The following is a 10,323-nucleotide window of genomic DNA, read 5'->3' as shown; positions in this document are numbered from 1 at the left end:
GGTTTACCTAATTTACAGGGGGTGGGTCGAGGGTGCGCCGCGGAGGACCACAGGACCGGCGATGCGAGGGAACCCGCTGTCGCCCTACAGTTAAGGCAAGCCTGACCAAAGGAAGTTGACGTGGGGACCTCGACGGTCCGGGCGGCCACCGGCCCCCGCGCGGTACTGCTGCTGTCGCTGTCGTGCGCGGCGCTCCTGGCGCTGTGCGCCCTGTCGATGGCCTACGGGGCGCTCGACGTGCCCCTGCGGCAGGTGTGGGACACCCTGCTCGGTGACGCGCCCGACTCCCGTGTGCACGACGTCATCTGGTCGGTGCGGCTGCCGCGCACCGCGCTCGCCCTGGCCACCGGGGCCGCACTCGGTCTCTCCGGCGCGCTGATGCAGGCGCTCACCCGCAACCCCCTCGCCGACCCCGGCATCCTCGGCGTGAGCGCGGGCGCGGCCTTCGCGGTGGTGCTCTCGGTCGGCGTGCTCGGCATCGGCTCCGTGTACGGCTACATCTGGTTCGCCTTCGCCGGCGCGATGACCGCGAGCGTGCTGGTCCACTTCCTGGGCGGGCTCGGCCGGTCCGGCTCCACCCCCGTCAAACTCGCCCTGGCCGGCGTCGCGGTGACGTCCGTGCTGTTCTCGCTGACCAGCGCGATCGCCCTCACCGACCCCGACGCGCTCAACCGGTACCGGTTCTGGTCGGCGGGGTCGCTGGCGAACCAGGACGCGGACGTACTGCTGCGGGTGCTGCCCTTCCTCGCCGTGGGCGCGGCGCTCGCCTTCGCGACCGCTCCCTCCCTCAACAGCCTCGCCCTCGGCGACGACGTCGCGACCTCGCTCGGACTCAGGCTGGGGCTGGTGCGCGTCCAGGGCGTCGTCGCCGTCACCCTGCTCACCGGCGCAGCCGTCGCCGTCATCGGGCCCGTGGTCTTCGTCGGGCTGGTCGTGCCGCACATCGCCCGCGTCCTCGCCCAGTACGCCGGCCTCGGCCCGGACCACCGCTGGCTGCTGCCGCTGTCGGCCGTCCTCGCACCCTGTCTGCTGCTGGCCGCGGACATCGCGGGCCGGCTCGTCGACCGGCCGGTGGAGATCCAGGCGGGGGTCCTGGTGGCCTTCGTCGGCGGCCCGTTCTTCATCGCGCTGGTCCGCCGCCGACGCCTCGTGGAGCTGTGAGCCGTGCGGCCCGCCGACGCCCGGCGGCACCCCGCACCGCCCGCGCCGACGGGATCCGGCGCCGCGGTCCGGACCGGGAACTGCCGCCAGGGACCGCCGACTCCACCGCCGCCGCTCCCGGCGGCCGGCCCGCACCGCCTTCCCGCCCGTCCCGTCCTCCTGGGGAGCCGCACGCCATGACCACCGAGCTCACACCGGCGGCGGGCCGCAAGGTCCCCGGCAGCCACGAACCCGGCACCGGCCGCGGGACCGGTCCCGCGGACCGGGCGGCGCGCCGCCGCACCGCCGACCGCATCGCCTTCCGGCTCGCCGTCCCGCCCGTCTCCGGACTGCTGCGGCCCCGGCTGCTGGCCGTGTCGCTGGTGCTCGCCGTGGCGGCGTTCCTGGCGTTCTGCGCGGAGACGGCCGTCGGTGACCTCCCCCTGTCTCTCGCCGACGTGACCCGCGCCCTGGCCGGCGGGGGCGATCCCGGCACCCGGCTCGTCGTCGAGGAACTGCGGCTGCCGCGCTCTCTCGCGGGGCTGCTGGTCGGCGTGGCGTTCGGGGTCTCCGGAGCACTGCTCCAGACCATGACCCGCAACCCGCTGGCCAGCCCCGACATGTTGGGTATCACCCAGGGCGCGGGCGTCGCCGTGGTGGCCGGCATCGTACTGGGCCGGGACGGCGGGCTCGGCACCGAACTCCTCGGCCTGGCGGGCGCGCTGGGCGCGGCGGTTCTCGTGTACGCGCTGGCGTGGAAACGCGGCGCCAGCGGCTACCGGATCGTGCTGGTGGGCGTCGGCGTCTCCTGGATCTGCACCAGCGCCACCGACTACCTCATGGCCCGCGGGGAGCGCTTCCAGGCCCAGGCGGCGCTCGGCTGGCTGGTCGGCAACCTGAACGGCCGCACCTGGGACCAGATCACCCCGCTCGCCCTGGCCCTGGCCGTCCTCCTGCCGGCGGCACTGCTGCTCGGGCGGCTGATGCGGACCCTGGAGCTCGGCGACGACGTGGCCCGCGGCCTCGGCACCCGGGTCCAGACGGTCCGGGTGGCGGTCCTGCTGGTCTCGGTGAGTCTCGTGGCGTTCGGGACGGCGACGGCGGGACCGGTCGCCTTCGTGGCGCTCGCCGCCCCGCAGGTCGCCCAACGGCTGGCGGGCACGGCGTTCCCGCCGCCCTTCGCCGCGGGCCTGACGGGTGCCGTGCTGGTGCTCGGGTCCGATCTCGCCGCCCGGGGGCTCGTCCCGGACACCGAACTGCCGGTCGGGATCGTGACCGGGGTCCTCGGCGCGCCCGTCCTGTTGTGGTTGCTCGTGCGCGCCAACCGCGCCGGTTCAGGAGGCTGAAGACGTGTCATCGACCCACGAAGGGCCCGCCCGCCCCGCCGACGGCCCCGACCTGCGGGCCGTCGGGCTGCGGCTGGCCTACGACGACCGGATCGTCGTCGACGGGCTGGACCTGGCGGTCCCGTCCGGACGGATCACGGCGATCGTCGGCGCCAACGCGTGCGGCAAGTCGACCCTGTTGCGGGCGCTGGCGCGGCTGCTCACCCCGAAGGCGGGGGCCGTCCACCTCGACGGGCGAGAGGTGCACTCGTTCCCGACCCGGGCCCTGGCGCAGAAGCTGGGCATCCTGCCGCAGACGCCGGTCGCGCCCGAGGGGCTGACCGTCGTCGACCTGGTGGGACGCGGCCGTGCGCCGCACCAGAGCTGGTGGCGGCAGTGGTCCGCCGCCGACGAGGAGGCCGTCCACGAGGCGCTGCGCGCCACGGCGACGAGCGACCTCGCCCACCGGGCCGTCGACGAACTCTCCGGCGGACAGCGGCAGCGGGCCTGGATCGCGATGGCGGTCGCCCAGGGGACGCCGGTGATGCTCCTGGACGAGCCGACCACCTACCTCGACCTGGCCCATCAGATCGACGTCCTCGACCTCGTCACCGACCTGAACCGGCACCAGGGCCGCACCGTCGTCATGGTCCTGCACGACCTCAACCAGGCGTGCCGCTACGCGGACCACGTGGTCGCCATGAAGGCGGGTCGCGTCGTGGCGGAGGGCGTCCCTTCCGAGGTCATCACCGCCGCGGTCGTCGAGGACGTGTTCGGCCTGCGGTGCGTGGTGGGCGAGGACCCGGTCAGCGGGACGCCGATGGTCTTCCCGATGAGCCGCCACCACCAGGGCGCCGGCCCCGGCACCGTCCCGGCGCAGGCGCCCGCGGCGACGAGCGCGTAGCCGCCGGGAACGGACGGGACGGCGGGGCGCACCACTCCGGAAGCGGACGGGCCGCGGGGCCTGCCGCCCAGGGAGCACGGCCCGGCAGCGGCCGACCGGCCGACCAGGCCCGGCCGACCAGGCCCGGGTGACGGGCCCGGGTGACGGGCCCGGGTGACGGCGCCTCGGCTCACGGACGGGGCGTCAGATACCCGCCCATGGTGCGGAAGTAGTCGGTCGCCGATTGCTCGGCGCCGTCCTCGGTGCGCACCCTCCTGACAAGGAGGCCCGGCAGCCGCCCGGTGCGCGCCCCGGCACCGGCCACGACGACGACGCCGTCGCCCTCCCGAATGAAGATCCGGCCGGGCGTCCCGCCGTACCGTCCCTCGGACACCGCGGCCGAGACGATCCGCAGGCGCTCGCCCCTGTGGTGGGTGAACGCCTGGGGATACGGGTCGGACTGAGCCCGTATCAGGCGTTCCAGGTCCTCGGCCGGCCACGTCCAGTCGATCCGGCTGTCCTCCAGCGCCCTCTTGTGGAAGAAGGTCGCCCGGGAGCGGTCCTGCGGCGTCCACACGGCCCGACCCGAGGCGATGAGGTCCAGGGACTCGGTGACGAGGGGGCCGATGAGGTCGACCGTGCGGTGGAACAGGTCCGTCGCGGTGTCGGCGGCGCCGACGGGCACGGACCGCTGTATCAGCACGTCCCCCGCGTCGAGTTCGGCGTCCATGCGGTGGGCGGTGACGCCCACGTGCCGCTCCCCGTTGATGAGGGCCCAGATCAGCGGCGAGAAGCCGGCGTAGGAGGGCAGCAGCGAGTCATGGATGTTGAGCGTGCCGTGCGGCGGGAGGTCGAAGATCTCGGGCGGCAGCCAGGTGCGCCAGTTGTTCGCGACGATGACGTCCGGCTCGGCGGCCTTCAGCGCGGCCAGCAGTTCCTCGTCGCCGGGCCGGTTGCGCAGCAGGACCGGCACACCGTGCCGCGCCGCGAGATCGGCGACCGAGTCGTTCCAGATCTTCTCGTAGACGTGGTCGCTCGCCGGATGGGTGACGACCAGCACCACGTCGTGCTCGGAGTCCAACAGCGCCTGCAGCGTCCGGTGTCCCCAGGTCTGGTAACCGAACATGACTACTCGCATGTGTTTCCCTCTCAAGCATTGATAGGTAAGCCTTACCTTATCTATCATGTGCCTGCTGGGGGGAGACCGCGCACGGTCGCAGTGCCCCCCGTGTCCGCTCTACGGAAGGCGATGACGCGGTGACGACCCTGCACAACGGGCCCGGCTCCCGGGACGACTCGTACGACGTTGTGGGCATCGGATTCGGCCCGTCCAACCTGGCCCTCGCGATCGCCCTCCACGAGCACAACGCCAAGGCCCCGGAGGGCGAACGGCTGCGGGCCACGTTCCTGGAGCGGCAGCCGCGGTTCGGCTGGCACCGCGGAATGCTCATCGACGACGCCACGATGCAGGTGTCCTTCCTCAAGGACCTGGTGACGATGCGCGACCCCACCAGCGACTTCAGCTTCCTGTGCTTCCTGCGCGAACAGGACAGGCTCGCCGACTTCCTGAACCAGAAGACCCTCTTCCCGCTGCGCATCGAGTTCCACGACTACTTCGCGTGGGCGGCGGACCGCCTCGGACACCTCGTCGAGTACTCCGCCGACGTCGTGTCCGTGCTGCCGGTCGTCGAGGACGGCGAGGTGCGCGCCTTCGACGTCGCCACCCGCGACCCCGCCGTCCCGGGCGCGCTGACGGTCCGCCGCACACGAACCCTCTGTGTCGCCACGGGGCTGGAACCGCACCTGCCGCCGGGCATCGCGCCCTCCGAACGGGTCTGGCACACCAGCGACTTGCTGCCCCGCGTCGAACAACTGGCGTGCTCCGGCGGGCCGGTGCGCCGCGCCGTCGTGCTCGGCGCGGGCCAGAGCGCCGCGGAGGCCGTCGACTACCTCCACCGCAGCTTCCCCGAGGCCGAGATCTGCTCCGTCTTCGCCAAGTACGGCTACACGCCCGCCGACGACAGTCCGTTCGCGAACCGGATCTTCGACCCGGAGGCCGTCGACGTCTACTACGGGGCGCCGTCCGCGGTGAAGCAGTCGCTGCACGACTACCACCGCAGCACCAACTACTCCGTGGTGGACATGGACTTGATCGAGTCCCTGTCCCGGACCATGTACCGGGAGAAGGTGCAGGGCAGGCAGCGGATCCGGATGCTCAACGTCTCCCGGCTGCGCGAGGTCGCCCCGGCGGCGGACGGGGTGCGGGTCACCGTGGAGTTCCTGCCGACGGGCGAGGAGGCGGTACTCGACGCGGACCTGCTCGTGTACGCCACCGGCTACCAGCCACGCGGCCTGGGCGAGAACCTCGGCGAGATCGCCAAGCTCTGTCTGCGCGACGAGGAGGACGCGCTGCTCGTCGGCCGCGACCACCGGGTCGGGACCGCCGCCCACGTGGGCGCGGACGTCTACCTCCAGGGCGGCACCGAGCACAGCCACGGACTGACCTCGACGCTGCTGTCCACCACAGCCGTCCGGGCCGGGGAGATCCTCGGCTCGCTCGTCGCCCGGCACGCCGCCCCGCGGACCGTGCCGGCGAACAGTTCGACGCACCGGTGAGGGCAAGGGCACGAGCAGAGCGCGCAGCACCCCTGACACCCGTCACGGGGCCGGCCTTCAGCGGGGCCGCGTACGGGCCGGCCCGCCACGCGACGACGCAGCCCCGGAGACCGACCGCGTCGGTGCGCGCCGCGCGGCGGCCGGCGCCGCGTACGGGGCTACTGTCGCCCGCATGGACCGTGAACGCCGAGGCCGGCTCCGGTGTCTGCTCGCCGGCGCCGTGTTCGCCGTGTGCATGGCCGGCACCACGCTGCCCACCCCTCTCTACGGCCTGTACCAGGAGAAGTTCGGCTTCTCCGAGCTGACGGTCACCGTCGTGTACGCCGTGTACGCCTTCGGCGTCATCGGGGTTCTGCTGCTGGCGGGCAACGCCTCGGACACCGTCGGCAGACGTCCGGTGCTGCTGTGGGGCCTGGGCCTCGCGGCCGCGAGCGCCGTCTGCTTCCTGTCCGCCACCGGCCTGGGCCCGCTGTACGCGGGGCGGCTGCTGTCGGGGTTCTCCGCGGGCCTGTGCACCGGGGCCGCCACCGCTTACGTGATGGACCTCGCCCCGCCGGGCGACGCCGCCCGGGCCACCCTCGTGGCGACGGCCGCCAACATGGGCGGCCTCGGCTGCGGTCCGCTGCTGGCCGGGGTCCTCGCGCAGTACACGGACCGTCCGCTGTACCTGCCGTTCGCCGTGCACCTCGTCCTGATCGCCGGCTCGGCCGCCGTGCTGGCGCGCCTTCCCGAGACCGTGACGGACCGGGGACCGGTCGGCGCGGTGCGTCCGCAGCGGCCCGGTCTGCCGCCGCAGGTTCGGACGGTGTTCGGGCCGGCGGCCGCGGCCTCCTTCGCCGGGTTCGCGTTGTTCGGCGTGTTCACCTCGGTCAGCCCGGCGTTCCTCGCCCGGTCGCTGGACGTCACGGACCATGCCGTGAGCGGGCTCGTCGTCGCGCTGGCCTTCTTCGCCTCCATCGCCGGGCAGACGGCGGTCGGCCGCATCGGCGTCGCACGGTCGCTGCCGCTGGGCTGCGCCGTGCTCCTGGCCGGTCTGACCCTGCTCGCGGGCGCGCTGCGCTGGGACCTGCTGGCGCTGGTCGTGCTCAGCGCGGTCGTCGGCGGGGCCGGGCAGGGCATGACCTTCCGCGGCGCGCTGTCCGCGGTGGCCGCGGCGTCCCCGCCGGAGCAGCGCGCGGCGGTGATCTCGACGCTCTTCGTGGTGGCCTACACCGGCATCTCGGTGCCGGTGATCGGTGTGGGCGTGCTGGTCGGCCCCCTCGGCCTGGAGGGCGCCGGCCTGGTGTTCATCGCGTGCATGGCCGTCCTCGTCTCGCTGGCGGCGGCCTACCTGCTGCGGCGACCCGTGCCGGCGAAGGGCTGACCGCCAGGCGGCGCGCGCGCCGTCCGCGCGCCGCGTGCACGCCTGGCCGCGTCCGTACGGGTGGGTTCGGCCTTCCGGCGGTACGGGATGGGCCAGTTCCGCGTTGTGCAGACCCCATCCGTCATCACGTCATACGGGAAAGGCCCTTCGATGCGACGTACCGCTCTGCTCGCCGTCTGCGCCCTGGTCAGCGCCGCGGCCACGGGATTCTTCACCACGAGCGCCCTGCGCAGCCGCTGACAACGCGGCCGGGGCGGCCTCCCGCGGCTTCCCCGGCCCGGGCCCGTGCGGTCCGGTGCACCACCGCGCACCGGCCGTCGGCCCGTCGCCCGCCGACCCGCCGTCTCCCACCCGCCGCTCAGCACCCTCCGCCCGGATGCCTCCCTCCGGGCGTCCCCCTCGCGCCCGCCCCGCGTTCTCAGCGCCGTACCAGCGGCTCCTGCGGTGTCTTCTCGGGGTGCACCTCGTCGCCGGGATGCCGGCCGGCGCACAGGAATCCGATGCCCAGGGCGATGACCATTGCGTAGAACACCCGCTGGTTGGCCTGGGCGAAGGGGAAGAAGGCTGCACGCCTGGCCGGCCCGGCGGACCAGGCGTGGGCGGACGGGACGTTCTCCCACGCCTGGTGAGGGGCGTCCGGCAGTGCGACGCTGGAGGCTAGAGGCGTCGAGAAGGGACGCTCCGGGAGGGCCGATGGGACGCGACGTCCCGGCGCTGGTCTTCACCCGCGAGGACCGCCGCCGGTACCGGATCAAGATGCAGGAGTGCCTCGAGGTGTTCGCGCAGATGCTGCGCGAGTCGCGGTTCGAGTCCGAGCGGCCCCAGGTGGGCCTGGAGATCGAGCTGAACCTGGTCGACGCCGAGGCCGAGCCGGCGATGCGCAACACCGACGTCCTGGAGGCGATCGCGGACCCCGCCTGGTCCACCGAGCTGGGCCGGTTCAACCTCGAGATCAACGTCCCGCCCCGCCGACTGACGCAGGGCGGCCCCGACGCCTGGGAATCCGAGATCCGGGCCGCGCTCAACCACGCCGAAGAACGCGCCGGCACGGTCGGCACCCGACTGATCATGATCGGCATCCTGCCCACCCTGCGGCAGGAGAACGTGGGGGCCTCCTCACTGTCGGAGAACGCCCGGTACCGGCTGCTCAACGACCAGGTGTTCGCGGCGCGCGGCGAGGACCTGCACATCGAGATGGACGGCGTGGACCGGTTGCGCACCTACGCGGACACGATCACCCCGGAGGCGGCCTGCACCAGCACCCAGTTCCATCTCCAGGTCTCCCCCGACGAGTTCGCCGCGTACTGGAACGCGGCCCAGGCGATCGCGGGCGTCCAGGTGGCGCTCGCGGCCAACTCGCCGTTCCTGTTCGGCAAGGAGCTGTGGCACGAGACCCGCATCCCGCTGTTCGAGCAGACCACCGACACCCGTCCGCAGGAGATCAAGGCGCAGGGCGTGCGCCCCCGGGTGTGGTTCGGAGAGCGGTGGATCACCAGCGTCTTCGACCTGTTCGAGGAGAACCTGCGCTACTTCCCGGCACTGCTCCCCCTGTGCGACGAACAGGACCCGCGCGAGACCCTGACGGAAGGGGACGTCCCCGAGCTCGCCGAACTGACCCTGCACAACGGCACCATCTACCGCTGGAACCGTCCGGTCTACGCCGTCGCCCACGACCGGCCGCACGTACGGGTGGAGAACCGCTGCCTGCCTGCCGGGCCGACCGTGGCGGACACTCTCGCCAACGGCGCGTTCTACTACGGCCTCACCCGCGCCCTGGTGGAGGAGGAGCGGCCGGTGTGGTCGCGGATGTCCTTCCGGACCGCCGAGGACAACCTGCACTCCGCCGCCCGGCACGGCATCGAGGCCCGGCTGTACTGGCCCGGCATGGGGGAGGTCACGGCGCCCGAACTCGTCCTGCGGCGACTGCTGCCGCTCGCCCACCGGGGGCTGGAGCTGTCCGGGATGGACGCGGCCTGGCGGGAGCCGTTGCTCGGCGTCATCGAGCAGAGGTGCGTCACCGCCCGCAACGGGGCCGTCTGGCAGAAGGAGATGTTCCACCGCATCGCGGCCTCCGCCCACACGGGCCGGCACGAGGCCCTGCGGCGGATGACACAGCTCTACATCGACTACATGCACCTCAACGCGCCCGCCCACACCTGGCCGGTCGACTGACGGCCCGGTCCCGGTCGTACGCGACGGGCCCCCGTCCGGACGCCCGCCAGACCTTCCGGAGCGGCCCCCGCTTCCCCCTCGGAGGCCTCGCGCCCGCCGCTCACACTGACGTGCCCCCTCACACACCCCACACCCAAAACAGACACAAGGGGCAACACGGCACCCGCAGTGCGACAGCACTCGGAGGAGCGTGCAGGATGGTCCTATGACGATCAAGGTTTACTTCGACATCACCATCAACGACGAGCCCGCCGGGCGGATCAACTTCAACCTCTTCGACGACGTCGTGCCCAAGACCGCGGAGAACTTCCGCGCGCTCGCCACCGGTGAGAAGGGATTCGGCTACGCCGGCTCCTCCTTCCACCGGGTCATCCCCGCCTTCATGCTCCAGGGCGGCGACTTCACCCGCGGCAACGGGACCGGCGGCAAGAGCATCTACGGCGAGAAGTTCGCCGACGAGAACTTCACGCTCAAGCACGACCGGCCGGGTCTGCTGTCCATGGCGAACGCCGGCCCGAACAGCAACGGCTCGCAGTTCTTCGTCACGACGATCGTGACGGACTGGCTCGACGGCAAGCACGTGGTGTTCGGCGAGGTCGCCGACGAGGACAGCATGGCCCTCGTCAAGAAGATCGAGGCGCTCGGCTCCCGCAGCGGCTCGACCTCGGCGAAGATCACCATCGCGGCCTCCGGCCAGCTCTGAGTCGGACCTCCGTGCCGCCCGCCCGGCCGGGGGCGCCGCCCCGGGCCGGGCGCGGTGACGCGCCGCCGACGGCCGCAAGCCACGGCCGGCGGACGGGCTGCGGCCGGGTGCGACGCGACCG

Annotated in this window: 8 protein-coding genes; 7 read left to right on the top strand and 1 reads right to left on the bottom strand. The window is 73.0% G+C overall.

Translation table 11 applies throughout. From position 1 onward, the window contains the following. Positions 1-120: 120 nt before the first annotated feature. From C6376_RS42395 to C6376_RS42385, 3 genes are all read left to right on the top strand, one after another. Positions 121-1,161, top strand: coding sequence for an iron ABC transporter permease (locus C6376_RS42395; RefSeq protein ID WP_107448496.1), 1,041 nt, complete (start codon positions 121-123; stop codon positions 1,159-1,161). 176 nt (positions 1,162-1,337) lie between these two features. After that, positions 1,338-2,486, top strand: coding sequence for an iron chelate uptake ABC transporter family permease subunit (locus C6376_RS42390; RefSeq protein WP_107448495.1), 1,149 nt, complete (start codon positions 1,338-1,340; stop codon positions 2,484-2,486). Between the two features lie 4 nt (positions 2,487-2,490). Next, entirely contained in the window at positions 2,491-3,369 is an 879-nt protein-coding gene (locus tag C6376_RS42385; RefSeq protein WP_107448494.1) for an ABC transporter ATP-binding protein, read from the top strand. A 169-nt stretch (positions 3,370-3,538) separates the two neighbouring features. On the opposite strand, the gene C6376_RS42380 is transcribed toward C6376_RS42385, so the two are convergent. Next, positions 3,539-4,486, bottom strand: a complete 948-nt coding sequence (locus C6376_RS42380) for a methionyl-tRNA formyltransferase (protein ID WP_107448493.1) — start codon at positions 4,484-4,486, stop codon at positions 3,539-3,541. A 119-nt stretch (positions 4,487-4,605) separates the two neighbouring features. Here C6376_RS42380 and C6376_RS42375 point away from each other — a divergent pair, with 119 nt between their 5' ends. The 4 genes from C6376_RS42375 to C6376_RS42360 all read left to right on the top strand — a co-directional run bounded on the left by C6376_RS42375 (position 4,606) and on the right by C6376_RS42360 (position 10,202). Continuing rightward, positions 4,606-5,964, top strand: coding sequence for a lysine N(6)-hydroxylase/L-ornithine N(5)-oxygenase family protein (locus C6376_RS42375; RefSeq protein WP_107448492.1), 1,359 nt, complete (start codon positions 4,606-4,608; stop codon positions 5,962-5,964). Positions 5,965-6,136: 172 nt separating this feature from the next. Then, a complete protein-coding gene (locus C6376_RS42370) occupies positions 6,137-7,327 on the top strand; it encodes an MFS transporter (RefSeq protein ID WP_107448491.1) in 1,191 nt (396 codons plus the stop codon). A gap of 693 nt (positions 7,328-8,020) precedes the next feature. Beyond that, positions 8,021-9,499 (top strand): glutamate-cysteine ligase family protein, encoded by a 1,479-nt coding sequence (locus tag C6376_RS42365; RefSeq protein ID WP_107448490.1) that lies wholly within the window; start codon positions 8,021-8,023, stop codon positions 9,497-9,499. Between the two features lie 205 nt (positions 9,500-9,704). Beyond that, positions 9,705-10,202: a peptidylprolyl isomerase gene (locus tag C6376_RS42360; RefSeq protein ID WP_107448489.1), complete on the top strand. Its 498-nt coding sequence runs from the start codon at positions 9,705-9,707 to the stop codon at positions 10,200-10,202. Positions 10,203-10,323: the final 121 nt, after the last annotated feature.

The sequence above is a fragment of the Streptomyces sp. P3 genome (assembly GCF_003032475.1).
In the GTDB taxonomy this organism is placed as follows: domain Bacteria; phylum Actinomycetota; class Actinomycetes; order Streptomycetales; family Streptomycetaceae; genus Streptomyces.
The sequence above is the reverse complement of the archived record's forward strand: the minus strand, read 5'-3'. Positions and strand labels throughout refer to the sequence as shown.

Excerpts from the sequence above, each read along its gene's own strand:
- C6376_RS42390 (WP_107448495.1), top strand. The coding sequence starts at position 1,338 with ATGACCACCGAGCTCACACCGGCGGCGGGCCGCAAGGTCCCCGGCAGC.
- C6376_RS42365 (WP_107448490.1), top strand. The coding sequence starts at position 8,021 with ATGGGACGCGACGTCCCGGCGCTGGTCTTCACCCGCGAGGACCGCCGC.
- C6376_RS42380 (WP_107448493.1), bottom strand. The coding sequence starts at position 4,486 with ATGCGAGTAGTCATGTTCGGTTACCAGACCTGGGGACACCGGACGCTG.
- C6376_RS42370 (WP_107448491.1), top strand. The coding sequence starts at position 6,137 with ATGGACCGTGAACGCCGAGGCCGGCTCCGGTGTCTGCTCGCCGGCGCC.
- C6376_RS42360 (WP_107448489.1), top strand. The coding sequence starts at position 9,705 with ATGACGATCAAGGTTTACTTCGACATCACCATCAACGACGAGCCCGCC.